Below are 13,062 nucleotides of genomic sequence, written 5' to 3'. Positions count from 1 at the left end.
ACGCTGTAGTAAGAACGGCGGCGGTCAAGACAAGATGACAAGATGACAAGATGACAAGATGGCAAGATGGCAAGATGACAAGATGACAAGATGGCAAGATGACAGGGGAGAGCGAAGATGGCGGAAACGAATGGTTCGATTGCGGATGGCGTTTGGCCGACGATGGTGACGCCGTTTGCCGATAATGGCGAGATCGATTACGGCGGGTTGGAGCATTTGATCGAATGGTATATCGGGCAAGGGGTGAACGGTTTGTTCGCCGTCTGCCAGTCGAGCGAGATGTTTTATTTGTCGCTGGAGGAGCGGGTGCGGCTGGCGGCGTTTGTGGTTGAGCGGTCGCGCGGGCGTGTGCCGGTGATCGCGTCGGGACACGTTTCCGATCGGGCGGAAGACCAGATCGAGGAAATCAAACGCATTGCGGCGACGGGCATCGAGGCGTTCGTGCTCGTCAGCAACCGGCTGGCCGCTGCGGACCAACCGGAGGAGCTGTGGAAGGAGCGGGCGGAAGCGATCTTGCGGCAAGTGCCCGACGTTTCGTTCGGCATTTACGAATGCCCGTACCCGTACAAGCGGCTGCTGTCGCCCGAGCTGCTGCGCTGGTGCGCGGATACCGGACGCTTCCTGTTTCTGAAAGATACGTGCTGCGATGCTTCGCAAATCGCGGCGAAGCTGGACGCCGTGCGAGGCAGCCGGCTCAAGCTGTTCAACGCCAATGCGGCGACGCTGCTCGAGTCGCTGGCGCTGGGCGCGTCGGGCTTCAGCGGCGTGATGGCCAATTTTCACGCGGACTTGTATGTGTCGATGCTGGCGCTGCGGGAGCGCGAGCCGGAACGTGCGGCGCGGCTGCAAAACTTCCTAGGCCTGGCATCGGCGATCGAGCGGCAATATTACCCGGTCAACGCCAAGTTTCATTTGCAGTTGGAGGGCGTGCCGATCGGTCTGAACAGCCGCACGGCGAAGCCGGAGGGGCTTACCGTCGCGATGCGGGAAGAAATTCGCCAGCTGCGGGCGACGGCCCAGTGGGTTCGCGAGACGGTGTAGTCGCGCAAGTAGTTGCCAAAAAGCCGCACGCCTTCAGCGTTGCGGCTTTTTGGCAGGCGGGTAAGCGCTCGGATGCGCTTCCGCCGAGCCGCTGCGTTTCCGCGCCAGTTGCACGTCCGCGCCAGGAAAAGTAGCTACTTTTTGCACAGGTTGTTTCGACTTGCACCATTCGTGCGTTTCCGCACCAGTTGCACGTCCGCGCCAGAAAAGTAGCTACTTTTGCACCAGTTGTTCCGTCTCGCCTCAATCGCTGCGTTTCCGCAACCGCCCCAGCCGCCCACGCCCAAATAGCCCATAAAAAGTGGCCTATTTATCGAAAATATCGACTCAACTCAAAAATAGCCAGCGATTTCGCTGGCTATTCTGCAAATATGTTCAATTTTGCGGCGGTTTGGCCCAAATAGCCAGTGTTTTCACTGGCTATTTCCAGCATCGAAGGAGAAATAACACAAATAGTCCATTTTTTATGGGCTATTTCAAAGATGCAAGCGGAGCGAAGGGTTGCACCGCCCGGCAAGCCAACGGCACGATTCGCTTGCGCCAGCAAGTGTGTCGGACGGAACGGGCACGGATCAGCCGCGGCTCATTCCCGCAAATACCGGCGAATGCCGTCCGCCTTCTCGCGGAAGCGGCCGGCGATGTTCCGGCCGGGCCGCAAGTCCGCGCCTGTGGCGCCCAGCTCCGCGAACAAGGCGGCGAGTTGCTCGCTCGCCTCCAGATCTTCGCGCAGCAACGGCTCCGCCAGCCGGCGAAACGCGGCGTCGCGCGCCGCTTCGCCGTCCGCTTCCGCAGCCGCGCGCAGGTAAAGCGCGCATAGCCCAAAATGCAGGCCGATATCGCGGCCAAACGCGCCGCCCGCGCGCACATACAGCAGCTGCCGCTGCAAATGCAGCTTGCGCGAAGGCGAGGGCGCGGCACCGTCCCACCAGTGCCGATAAAACAACTCGCCGTCCGCCACCCGCTCGATCGCTTGCTCCAGACAGGCGGCGGCAGCCGCAAAGCCGGGATACGCTTCGCGCCAGGCATCGTGCACCGCCTGAAACAGCTCCTGCGGCTCTCCCCCGTTATACGTGATGCCGGCGGCCGCTTTGGGCGGCAGCGGTTCGTTGTCGTGCCTTGAGATCAGCGGCTCGAAGCCGCCCGGCACGGGAACGCGCATTTTCGCCATATACCAGCCAGGCCACTGTACCGGCGCCCAGGTGCAGGCGACAGACAGGCAGCGATGCGCCCGCTCCAGCGCGCTCCAGGCGGCGAACACGTGCGGTCCGGCTTCGTCGCCGAATTGGCGATGCGCGATGTCGCGGCACACGGCTTCCGCGTCGGCCAGCGGGTTCAGCATAAACGCCCGGCATGCGACCGCGTTGCTGGCGATGTCTTCGCCCCAGCCGCCCCAATGGTCGAACACGCCGTCGGCCTGCAGCGCGAACCAACGCTGCAGCTTCGCAGCGATGCCCAGCGGGAAATCCTGGATGTCGCGCAGCCCGTGCACGGAATCGTCGCCCCAGTGGAAGTTGTCGTAGCCGATGAACAGCTGCCCCCGCTCGCGGCAAATCGCACGCGCCTCGCGCAGCAGCTCGTGCGACTGCCGTTCGGCCTGCCAGCCGTCCTTCTGTGCGGCCATGTAAAGCCCGCTGCCGGCGGGCAGCTGTCGCTGGTGCGCGAGGAAAGCGGCCGGATCGTGCTCCCAATGCCACGAAGTCGTCAGCACGCGCAGTCCGGGCCGCACGCGGCCGCCCTCCTCCAGCAGGAAACGAATGAGCCGGTCGCGTTGGGCGATCGGGCTCATGCCGGCGCAGCGCGGGCACCGGTCCGGGTCGCACAGCTCGCCGCCCGAGTCCATGCCGAACAGGAAGAGCGTTCCGATCTCGGGGAATGTGCGAAAAAAGGAGCCGATCAAGTCCCGGTAATACGCCCGGACTTCCGGATGGGCAAAACAGAGCGTCATCCCTTCGTACGTGCCGCTGTCGCTCAGGCATTCTGCGGAGTAGCGCGTCAGAAACCGCTCCCGCTCCGCTTCCGGCACCCACGGCCCCCCTTGGCAGGGCAGCTCCGTCATCCACAGACACGGCTCCAGCGCGTAGGAGGTACACCAATCGATGGCGGTTCGCAGCTGCTCCGCGTTGCGGCGCACGACGTCGGCGTCAACCGCGTCCGGGAACCGCTGGCCGACGACGAATTGCTGGAAGTTGCGCTGCTTGTGCCAATCGTGCGACAACAGGCAATGCGATGCCCCCAGGCGGCTGATATGACGAAAGTCGGCGCGTTCGCCGGGCCAGCCTTCGAAGCGGGGGTGAAAGATGCGCCGCGGAATGCGAAACGTGCCCCGCTCGGACCAGCTGGAAGGCAGCTCGCGCGACGCCCGCAGCCGGTCCTGCAACTGATACGCGCCCTGCAGCAGACCGCGCGGCGTGTTGGCCCAGATATACAATGTCTGACCGTAAACAATCAACTCGAACGCGTCGAGGCCGGGGTCAACGTTGGGCAGGTCGATCAAGCCGCGCACGATGAATTCGCGCGCGTGCGCGGATTCCGCCAGCGTCGCGGCGAATATGCCGCCCGGCTGCGGCCGGTCTTCGCGCACAACAAAGGACGGCAGCCGTTCGCCGCCATCCTTCGTCCTATTCGGCTCGTTTCCCGCCGCCGTCCTGTCCTGCCCGGTCCCGGCACCGATCGCGCCGATCGCCAGCAGCAGTTCCGCCGCCACCGTGTCGTGCACGGCGCTGCGGCCGGGCACGGACAGCGGGGCGTCCGCTCCAAGCCGCAGCCCGCCCGGTGCGGCTTCCGCCGCTTTTTCCACTTCCCGATCCTTGTGTTCCATCCGATGAGCAGCTCCTTGCTCCTTCAGATATTGTCGATTCAGCTCAGCACCGGTTTCCACAAGCCGCAGTCGTCGACGGACACGTTATGCTTGTGTGCGCCGAGGTTGCCTGCGCCGAGGTTTTCGATCGTAACTATGGCCGACGTGTCCGTTGGACCGGTGCGGAAGGCTACCTTGTCCATTTTCGTATCCCAGTTCAGCCGCTTCACTTGGCGCGACGCGGTAACGCCGCTTGGCGTCGTAATCGTAATCAGCACGTTGTTGCAATGGAAGGCGTGGTAAAATTTAAAGCTTTCGATCAGCAGCTGTCCTTCGCCGGCCGCTACGAGATAGATGTCGTGCACGCCTTTGACCGTTTTGATCGGGAGCGTAAAATAGCGCCAAACGCCGGAATAGTCCTCCAACTGGCTGACCGCGCCGATACGTGGGCCGTCCGGGCTGTCCAGCCGAACTTCCAGAACGGCAGGCCCGACGATCTTGTTCAAGCCGGCGGCAAAATGGTCATAGTGGCCGTTCGCGAAATCGACGCCTTCATACTTCAGCCAGTCGCCGGCGCGCATGGCGCCCACGTAACGCACGTCGCGATAAATCGCCGCTCCGCCGTCCGGCGCCCGGTCCCAGTCCGCCCGCGAGCTGGCGCCGTCGTATTGCTCGGCGTTGCGGTAATAACCTTCCCCTTTGACGCCGGCCCAGAACTCGTAGTCGGTGTCCGGCGCGAGCGTTTCGGTCGTTTGCCGGATCTTGTCGCCCGGCTTCAGCAAGGCGGTATACTTGTTGCTGCGAACGACGGAAACGTAGCCGTCGCGGCTGTAATCCCAGGCGCAGCCGAATACGATTTCCGGCTTGCCGGCTTCGACCGTCCACGGCTCCCAGCGGCCGGTTTCGAAGCCGCAGTTGCCGATGCGGATGCTGCAGGCAAGCGGCGTAAACGCCAGCGCCACCTCGGGCGGCGCCGCAAAATCGTGCCCCGCCCGCCAAGGCTCGGCCCCGTACGGATAAGCGCCAAGATCCGGCGTGTCGCCGGTCGTCACGGCCGTAATCGGCACGCCGGCGCCGCGAGCCGCCGAATTCTCGCGCAGCCGGAAGTCGCCGTTCTCCGGATCGACGAATCCGCCGTCTTGCTGCATCAGGTTGTTGCTGAGCAAACAATCCTCGCCCCACTTGATCAGCCGGCCATCGGCAAAAATATTGTTCACCACCTGCGTGCCGTACATATCGTCCAGGCAGAACGCGGTGGAGTCGCCGTCGCCGCTGCGCCAGAACGTGTTGTTGTAGATGAGCGTCCGCTGCAGCGGGCGGTTCAGGTGCAGCCCGTGATGCGGAATGTTCCAGACGACATTGTTGAAGAAGTTGGCGCCGCTCGTCCACGCGTCCATGTAGAAGCCGAAGCTGAGATGCGGAGACAAGTTGTCGTGCAGCCAGTTGTGATGAAACTCGGAATTGTCAAAATCGTGATTGAACAAATAGATGATGCCCGAATCTTTGGTCAACGCGTTGGCGTGCGAAATGTCGCAATACTGCACGACGCACCGTCCGAACACGCCGGACACGAGCGTACGCCCGGCTCTGGCGATCGTGCAATGCGATACGAAATGCCGCTGGCCGGTCATCCACAGCAGGCTGGCGTAAGAAGCTTCGAAATTGCCGTCGTGAATGTGGCAGTTGATGACGCTGTTGCGCTGCCCGGACACATTGACGCCGATCCCTTCGAAGAGCGATATTTCGCTGTCGCGGATCGTGTTGTCGCTGCCGCCGAGCTCAATGCCTTTGGTCCGCCCGTAAATCGTCTGCCGATCGGTAAAATAGCGGTCGATCCCGACAACGCGGGAACGCGCGATTGTGCAGTGGGACGCGTCTTCGGTCGTGATCGAGGCGCCGCGCACGTCGATACCGGCGATCTCGATATAGGCCAGCCCGCGCAGATCGAAGGCGTATTCCCGGCGCTTCGCTTCGACTTCGTGGCCGTCCGGATGATCCTCGCCGGGTGCGATGGCGTAGAGGATGCCGGCTTTGACGTCATGGTACCATTCGCGTTCCGCCGTAAGCGCGTTCAGCGTACGCGTAATGAAATAATGGTCGCCCGGCGCTGCGTGATAGAACGGAGCGGCGCTGAGGAACGATTCGAACGTGACGCTGCCACCGCCCGACTCCGCAATCGTGCCGGTCGAAATAAAGTAGCCGACGCCGTGCACGCACGCCACCATGCCGCCGTTCCAGTGCCCGTCGGGAAAGGCGAGCAGCGCGCTATCGCGAAGGACGGTGCGGTTCGTGCCGGTTTCCGCGGTGGCGACGACGCCGTATTGGGAGCGGTCGAGCCGGTCGGTAATTTTCGGCCACATCGCTTCGTGCGAAAGCGCGCCGTCCATAAACACGATATCGCCGTTGCCGTCGCCCATGCTCCAGTCCATCGGCGCCTTGTAGACGTTGCCTTCGTGCCGCGTCCAGCCGGTCACCAGATCGCAGCCGCTGACGACGACTTTTTCTCCCTCGTAAGCCTCGAAACGAATCGGAGCCGCGGCATTCCCCGAATGAGCGGGGGCTACGGTCTCCCGGTATACGCCTTCGCGGATGACGCAGCGGTCGCCCGCCTGCATCAAGGCCGCAGCGCGGCCGATCGTGCGAAACGGCGATGACGGCGTTAAGCCGTCATTGCCGTCATGTCCGTCCCGTATGGAAACATAATAGGTGCAAGTGGTGCCTGCTGGCATGTCGTTTGCTCCTCGCGTTTGTAGTTGTCGTTGTTGGTAAAAGCGGTCGGTTGCTACGGATGGTTGTCCGTACTTGTCATCCGTATTTGTATCAGTATTTGTATCAGTATTTGTCGTATTGCAGCTCGGTCGTCGTAAAGCCGCAGAAGGCGGGGAAGTTTTTCAGCACATCCGCTTCTTCCTGCTCGCCGAGTCCGAAACGCTCCAGCCGGCGGATACGTGTCTTTTTCGCCATTTCCTGGGCGGTGACCAGATCGTTCTTGAACGTTTTGAACAGCTCCGGCCCCCACTTTTTGCCGAAATTGACGTGCATTTGCTCATCCGCCATGTCGAACTCGACGTGGGCGGCCGACAAGGCGTCGCCGAATTGGCGGAAGGCGACGGCGGACTTGCGCTTTTTGAGGAAGGAGCAAGGTTCGGCTACCATCGTCAGGCTGGCGTACATGTCCGCGTACCAGGATTCGTCGGCATCGTGGCCGGGACCGCCCTGGTAATAGCGGAAGTCTTCGGTGCGGAAGCCGAGCTGCTTCACGCGGCGCACGCCCATGACGGAGTGGCGCGCTTCGTCCCACATATGGCGGGACAAGTCGTAGTAAAACTCGCGCGGCATGCCTTGAATCGCATAGAACATGTAGGCCAGGTTCTCCGCGGCGCTGATTTCGGTTGCGTTGATGTAATGCATCTGCTTGACGCTGCCGGTGAGCGGCGAGGCTTCCGGGTCGGCGTACATTTTGCGCGTGGCGGCATGCTCGTACAGCGGGAAGCGCGGGTCGCACGACGCTGCGATCGGCACAGGGCCGGCCGGCTCGGCATCGGGCACCGCCGGCCATACCGGCGCGTCAGGCAGCTCGCCGAAACCGCCGTCGATGGCGCCGCGCAATTCGGCGACATACGGCTTCCACTCCGCAAACGTGCCGTTTCCGGCGAACCGGGCTTGCTCCTTGATCCAGGCCAGCTCCTTGCGCTTCAGCAGCACGATGTCGAGGATGTCGCCGGTCGGCGCGTCCAGCACCGGGTCGATGTGCAGCGCAAGCGCCTCGTAGCGTTTCACGAGGGCGCCGAACAGCAGCTCGTATCCGGCGAAGAAGCTCGCTTCGTCCGGCGCGAGCGCCGCCCGCTCGTACAGCTCGCGAACCGGCTCCGGCGTCCGCTCTTTGGCGGACAGGCCGCCCGGCAGCTCTTCGATGCGTTCGTTCAGCATCCGCATGTCGCGGATATGCAGGTAGGACAGGCGAGCCAGCTTCGTTTTCGTTTCGAAGACGGTTGCGGCCGGCATCCAGCCTGCAGTCATCCGCGACAGCTCGAATTCGTGCCACAGCAGCCGCTTCAGCGCGAATGCGGTATCCGCCGGCTCATAATACAGGGCGCTGCCTCGTTTGACCTCGGCATGCCCGGATAATTCGACTTCGTCGAGTTCTTCCATCAATACGTCATCGATCGGATCGCTCATCGGTGACTCTCCTCCCCTATTGTAAAGCAAACGTTTTGTTTCTTCTACAATAGCGGAATGGCTTCATTTTCGATTGCCTGTCATTGTGGTAAAATGTCGTTGTATTGTCATCTTGGCGGAAGGTGCGATCTGTCGTGAAACACATCGAGTATATCCAAATGGATCGGGACTACTACCGCTTCTCCTATCGACGGTTGACGGCCGATTATTTTCCCGGCTTCTACCATTACCATCGCGGGTTCGAATTCAACTATATCCATGAAGGCGAAGGGCATGTGACGATCGATCAGCGGTTTTACGAGCTGCGTCCGAACACGCTGATCTGGTACAAGCCGTTCCAGCTGCACCGCATTCATATCGACGTTTCGCCCGCGCGGCCTTACGTGCGGACGATTCTGATGTTCGAGCCGCCGGTGTACGAGCGGTTTCTGGCGCCGTATCCGCGGCTGTCGTCGCACCTGCAGACGATGCTCGCGGCGGACAACGCAGCGCAAGTGATCGCGTTCGACGAGGAGCCTCGCCTGCTGGCGGCGCTGTTCGACTATTACGAGCAGCGATTCGGAGTCGTTTCCGAATTCGAGCGCAAAGAGACGTTCGGTTTGCTGCTGACGCAGCTGCTCGACTACATCCAGCCACGCCAGCAATTGGAGGCGTCCGCCGCTTCGGCCGCGGCTGCCGCGCCGCGCAGCGTGCGCTACTCCGAGCGAATCATGCAGTGGATCGAGCAGCGGTACGCGGAAGGCTTCGAGCTGGACGCGCTGGCGGACGAGCTGCATTTGTCGAAGCATTACGTCTCGCGCATTTTCCGCAAGGAAACCGGCAGCTCGATCACCGACTACTTGCTGAACCGGCGCATGCGCCAGGCGTGCTGGCTGCTGATTACGACCGACGCGTCGGTGCAGAGCATCGGCCATCAGGTCGGATTTGCCAGCTTCTCCCACTTCTGCCACAGCTTCAAAGCGATCATGAACGTGACGCCGCAGAAGTTTCGCACGCAGGCTAAAACGTAAGTCGGGCAGGGCGCGAGAAGTTGCCGAAGTAAGGGGAGTTGGGGGAGAATAGGCCGAAAAAAATGGCTTATTGCCCTCATTTCGGCCGTCCCATCAAAAATAGCCAGCAAAAACACTGGTTATTTCGGTCAAAGAGCCTCAATCCGAGAAAATTGACACGAATATCCAGTGAAATCACTGGCTATTTTGAGGTGACTGCTCATTTTGGATGAAATAGGCCACAAAAAATGGCTTATTTCGCCATTCCCTTGTGGTTCCGCGTTAACCTGACAACATGTTTGGGGCGTAGCGGACGGTAAGGCAGGGGGGAGGGCACAGAGGGCGAGCTGCGGAGTCTGGCCGTAGTAAGGAGAGCTGCGAATTGTTTGTTGCCGACTATTTCGAGGGGGAGGTGCAGGGCGGGTGCGTTCGTCCGAAGCGTATTTACGAGGCATGGAGCTGCAGAGACACCTTGTTCCTTCTTTTCGCGAATACCCGTTTCATCTTCCTGCGGTTCAGCATTTGAACAAATTAAATTTTCACCCGAAAGTGACGTATATTGCCGGCGAAAACGGGATGGGCAAGTCGACGCTGATGGAGGCAATTGCCGTGGCATGGGGGTTTAATCCGGAAGGGGGAACGATCAACTTTTCCTTTTCCACCCAGTCGACGCATTCGAGGCTGCACGAGTACATCCGGCTGATCCGCAGCCCGTATCGCCCGAGGGACGGTTTTTTCTTCCGCGCGGAAAGCTACTATAACGTCGCCACGAATATCGACGACATGGATCGCGAAGGCGGGTTCGGCCCACCGATTCGAGACTCGTACGGCGGCAAGTCGCTGCATGAGCAGTCGCATGGCGAATCGTTTTTTGCGGCGTTCGCGCATCGATTCGGCGGGCGGGGGCTTTACATCCTGGACGAGCCCGAGGCGGCTTTGTCGCCGTTTCGCCAGATGGCGATGCTGGCGCGGATCCATGAGCTGGTCGGGCAGCAGTCGCAATTCATCATCGCGACGCATTCGCCGATCGTGATGGCGTATCCGGAGGCGACGATTTATTATTTGACGCCGGACGGCATCGAAACGCGCACGCTCGAGGAAACGGACCACTACATCGTCATGAAGCGGTTTCTGGGCGACAAAGACGGCATGCTCCGGCAGTTGTTTGGCGATTGAGCCGAGCGGTGGCGGCGGGGAAGCGCGTCGGCCTCGCGACAGCGCCTTTAGCGCATGAGACTTGCGCTAAAGGCGCCGCGAAGGGCCCGCGGAGCTGCTGCAGCGCATGAGACATGCGCTAAAGGTGCGCGAAGGGCCTGCGTAGTAGCCGGAACGCGGGCGTAGCGAAATAAGGCTGAAATCAGCCTTACAGCGGGGTTTGGGAGAGTAGTGGGCGGAATAAGGCTGAAATCAGCCTTACAGCGGGGTTTGGGAGAGTAGTGGGCGAAATAAGGCTGAAATCAGCCTTACAGCGGGGTTTGGGAGAGTAGTGGGCGGAATAAGGCTGAAATCAGCCTTACAGCGGGGTTTGGGAGAGTAGTGGGCGGAATAAGGCTGAAATCAGCCTTACAGCGGGGTTTGGGAGAGTAGTGAGTGGAATAAGGCTGAAATCAGCCTTACAGCAAGCGCCTCGGGAGGTAGTGGGCGGACAGCTACTATTGCTCAAGCCCAGCCCCTCCAGCCGCCGCTTGCAAGGCCGACCGATTGCAACGGGCACTTTACAGCTCCAAGGTCATGAAGCTGCTGTACGGATCGGGGGCATACTGCGCAAACGGGCCGCAGTAAGCGAACCCGAAGCGTTCATACAATTGCCGCGCGGGCGCAAAAGCCGGCAACTGCTCCGAGCCCGTCTCCAGGCTGAGCCGGCGGTAGCCTCGCTCCTTCGCCGCGGCGATGATGTGCGCCAGCAGCTGCCTGCCGGCCCCGCGGCGCAAATGCGCGGACGAGGTGCGCATCGATTTGATCTCGCCGTGGGCGGCATCCAGCTCTTTAAGCGCTCCGATGCCCAGCAGCTCGCCATTTTCCCAGGCGCTCCATAAGGTCACGTCCGCTTGCTTCAAGCCGCTCAAATCCAGCGAATGCACGCTCTCCGGCGGCGACGATGCAAACATGCCGCGACGATGCTCGTCAATGAGCGCAATCACTTGCGCGTCGGTCAAATCATCCACTCGTATGTCCACCCAAAAGGCCCCCCGTCATCGGAATTCACTAGTTTTCCCGCTGAATAATCCTATTTTAGCAAAACCTTGATGAAAGATATATTCCCCTCGATTGACAACTTCCTCATTTCAATGATAAGTTCACATTGTAATAACTATTACAACAAACAAGGTGCCCGAACTCATGAGCAAAAAATCAACCCGAAGCGTCGTCATATCCGTCCGGCTTGACGAAACGAACCTGGCCGCGGTCGACTTGCTGGTGAACGCCGGCCTGGCGCAGAGCCGTTCCGAAGCCGCGTCGCAGTTCGTCGGATTCGGCGTGCAAGCCTCGGAGGAGCTGCTTCGCAAGGCGAAAGCGCTCGAGGAGTCCGTCCGGCTCCTGAAGAACGAAATGCTGGACGCCGTCAAGCAGCGCGACCTCTCCAAAGTGGAGCGCCTGCTCGCCTTCGACGACAAGCTGAAAAACGCCGCCGCCGAAGACGGTCAAACCGCCGTCCTGCTTGCCGCCTACACCCGCGCGAACGAAATCAAAGACCTGCTGCTGCAAAAAGGGGCGGAGCTGAACTTGTACGAAGCGGCGACGGTCGGCAGCACGGCGCGCATTCGCGAGCTCATTTCCGAATCGCCGGACCTCGTCAACAGCTACAGCTATGACGGGTTTACGCCGCTTGGGTTGGCGGCCCATTTTGGCCACGAGGAGGCGGCGCTCTTCCTGCTGGGGAACGGAGCCGATCCGAATCGGAAGGGTCGGGACGGCAATCTCGACAATACGCCGCTGCATGCCGCGATCGCGGGCAATCATCTGCACGTGGCGCAGCTGCTGCTGCGGCATGGAGCTGACGCGAACGCGTTATGCGAAGGAACGTGGCGAAAAGGATTTACGCCGCTGCACGTGGCGGCGCATTTCAACCGGGGCGAAATCGCCCGGCTGCTCCTGGAGAGCGGAGCCGACGCCGGCATCCGCAACGCGGACGGGCTCGCGCCCGCCGAATACGCGCGGCGCAAAGGCAACGAAGCGTTGGCGGCCCAGCTCGAAGCTGACGCCAAATAATCGAAGAAGGGACGACGGTCAATGTCCGAAACGCACACGCCCGAAACGGTAAAAGAGTTCGTCGCCAATGCCCATGGAGATTTGAATCGTGTGAAAGAGCTGCTGGAACAATACCCTGGCTTGCTGAATGCGGCATGGGATTGGGGCGGCGGCGACTGGGAAACGGCACTGGGGGCGGCCGCCCATACCGGGCAGCGCGGGATTGCCGAATATTTGCTGGGGCAAGGGGCGCGAATCGACCTGTTTGCGGCGGCCATGCTGGGCAAGCTGGCGATTGTGCGCGCCATTCTCGAAGACGACCCGCAAGCGCTGCATGCTCCGGGGCCGCACGGCTTTCCGCTGATGGCGCACGCCAAGGCCGGCGGCGATGCAGCCGGGGAAGTGGTTCGGTACCTCGAAGCGATCGCAGGTTGATCGCGCCTTACAGCGTCCAGGCGTGCAACCGCTCCAGCGCCGTCCGCTCGTCCGGGACGAAGCATACTTGTTTGCCTTGATTGCATTCGTAAATGAAATCGCGCAAGCTTTTGCTGGTGTAGCGGTCAAACTCGCCAACAATGGCCAGCTTCACGTGATAATTGACGTACTTCTGCAAAATATCGCCGGCCACGCCGCTGCTCAGCTCAAAAAAACGTTCCGTCAGCTGCGATTGGCGAAGCACGATTTTGCGGCAGTCGTGCTCGTACTGGATCGTCGCCATCAAATCGAGCGCGTCTTGCGCGCTGTCGACGACGATGCCGCTGCTATCGATGAGAGCGGCTTTGGAATTGCCTTGCTGGTCGATACGAATGTCCATGCTCGAATCCTCCTGTGCTTGTGGTAAGAAATTTTACCATAAGCGGCATCGGT

Annotated in this window: 10 protein-coding genes; 5 read left to right on the top strand and 5 right to left on the bottom strand. The window is 61.0% G+C overall.

Annotation, left to right across the window (positions count from 1 at the left end; all coding sequences use genetic code 11):
* The first annotated feature begins 117 nt into the window (after positions 1–117).
* The gene (locus EXY20_RS10045) at positions 118–1,041 is read left to right on the top strand and encodes a dihydrodipicolinate synthase family protein (RefSeq protein ID WP_135550409.1); all 924 of its coding nucleotides are present in this window, start codon (positions 118–120) and stop codon (positions 1,039–1,041) included.
* Between the two features lie 583 nt (positions 1,042–1,624).
* On the opposite strand, the gene EXY20_RS10040 is transcribed toward EXY20_RS10045, so the two are convergent.
* The 3 genes from EXY20_RS10040 to EXY20_RS10030 form a co-directional block, all read right to left on the bottom strand.
* Positions 1,625–3,859, bottom strand: coding sequence for a hypothetical protein (locus EXY20_RS10040; RefSeq protein ID WP_135550407.1), 2,235 nt, complete (start codon positions 3,857–3,859; stop codon positions 1,625–1,627).
* Between the two features lie 38 nt (positions 3,860–3,897).
* A complete protein-coding gene (locus tag EXY20_RS10035) occupies positions 3,898–6,567 on the bottom strand; it encodes a right-handed parallel beta-helix repeat-containing protein (RefSeq protein WP_135550405.1) in 2,670 nt (889 codons plus the stop codon).
* 103 nt (positions 6,568–6,670) lie between these two features.
* Entirely contained in the window at positions 6,671–8,017 is a 1,347-nt protein-coding gene (locus tag EXY20_RS10030) for a DUF455 family protein (protein WP_135550403.1), read from the bottom strand.
* Between the two features lie 134 nt (positions 8,018–8,151).
* Here EXY20_RS10030 and EXY20_RS10025 point away from each other — a divergent pair, with 134 nt between their 5' ends.
* Both EXY20_RS10025 and EXY20_RS10020 read left to right on the top strand, forming a co-directional pair.
* Positions 8,152–9,027: an AraC family transcriptional regulator gene (locus EXY20_RS10025; protein ID WP_135550401.1), complete on the top strand. Its 876-nt coding sequence runs from the start codon at positions 8,152–8,154 to the stop codon at positions 9,025–9,027.
* 432 nt (positions 9,028–9,459) lie between these two features.
* The gene (locus tag EXY20_RS10020) at positions 9,460–10,182 is read left to right on the top strand and encodes an AAA family ATPase (protein ID WP_135550829.1); all 723 of its coding nucleotides are present in this window, start codon (positions 9,460–9,462) and stop codon (positions 10,180–10,182) included.
* A gap of 539 nt (positions 10,183–10,721) precedes the next feature.
* Here the strand turns inward: EXY20_RS10020 and EXY20_RS10015 are convergent.
* A complete protein-coding gene (locus tag EXY20_RS10015; RefSeq protein ID WP_135550399.1) occupies positions 10,722–11,183 on the bottom strand; it encodes a GNAT family N-acetyltransferase in 462 nt (153 codons plus the stop codon).
* A 163-nt stretch (positions 11,184–11,346) separates the two neighbouring features.
* Here EXY20_RS10015 and EXY20_RS10010 point away from each other — a divergent pair, with 163 nt between their 5' ends.
* Together EXY20_RS10010 and EXY20_RS10005 are read left to right on the top strand one after the other, a co-directional pair.
* Positions 11,347–12,216, top strand: coding sequence for an ankyrin repeat domain-containing protein (locus tag EXY20_RS10010; RefSeq protein ID WP_135550396.1), 870 nt, complete (start codon positions 11,347–11,349; stop codon positions 12,214–12,216).
* A gap of 21 nt (positions 12,217–12,237) precedes the next feature.
* A complete protein-coding gene (locus EXY20_RS10005; protein WP_135550393.1) occupies positions 12,238–12,630 on the top strand; it encodes an ankyrin repeat domain-containing protein in 393 nt (130 codons plus the stop codon).
* Between the two features lie 7 nt (positions 12,631–12,637).
* On the opposite strand, the gene EXY20_RS10000 is transcribed toward EXY20_RS10005, so the two are convergent.
* On the bottom strand, positions 12,638–13,009 hold the full coding sequence (locus EXY20_RS10000; RefSeq protein ID WP_135550391.1) for a DUF4180 domain-containing protein: 372 nt from the start codon (positions 13,007–13,009) through the stop codon (positions 12,638–12,640).
* Between the last annotated feature and the right edge of the window lie 53 nt (positions 13,010–13,062).

The organism is Paenibacillus cymbidii, from assembly GCF_004764705.1.
Taxonomy (GTDB): domain Bacteria; phylum Bacillota; class Bacilli; order Paenibacillales; family NBRC-103111; genus Paenibacillus_AN; species Paenibacillus_AN cymbidii.
Note: the sequence above shows the minus strand (reverse complement) of the source record. Positions and strands in the feature narration are given on the sequence as shown.

Coding starts and splice junctions, on each gene's coding strand:
- EXY20_RS10045 (WP_135550409.1), top strand. CDS start 118: ATGGCGGAAACGAATGGTTCGATTGCGGATGGCGTTTGGCCGACGATG.
- EXY20_RS10040 (WP_135550407.1), bottom strand. CDS start 3,859: ATGGAACACAAGGATCGGGAAGTGGAAAAAGCGGCGGAAGCCGCACCG.
- EXY20_RS10035 (WP_135550405.1), bottom strand. CDS start 6,567: ATGCCAGCAGGCACCACTTGCACCTATTATGTTTCCATACGGGACGGA.
- EXY20_RS10030 (WP_135550403.1), bottom strand. CDS start 8,017: ATGAGCGATCCGATCGATGACGTATTGATGGAAGAACTCGACGAAGTC.
- EXY20_RS10020 (WP_135550829.1), top strand. CDS start 9,460: ATGGAGCTGCAGAGACACCTTGTTCCTTCTTTTCGCGAATACCCGTTT.
- EXY20_RS10010 (WP_135550396.1), top strand. CDS start 11,347: ATGAGCAAAAAATCAACCCGAAGCGTCGTCATATCCGTCCGGCTTGAC.
- EXY20_RS10005 (WP_135550393.1), top strand. CDS start 12,238: ATGTCCGAAACGCACACGCCCGAAACGGTAAAAGAGTTCGTCGCCAAT.
- EXY20_RS10000 (WP_135550391.1), bottom strand. CDS start 13,009: ATGGACATTCGTATCGACCAGCAAGGCAATTCCAAAGCCGCTCTCATC.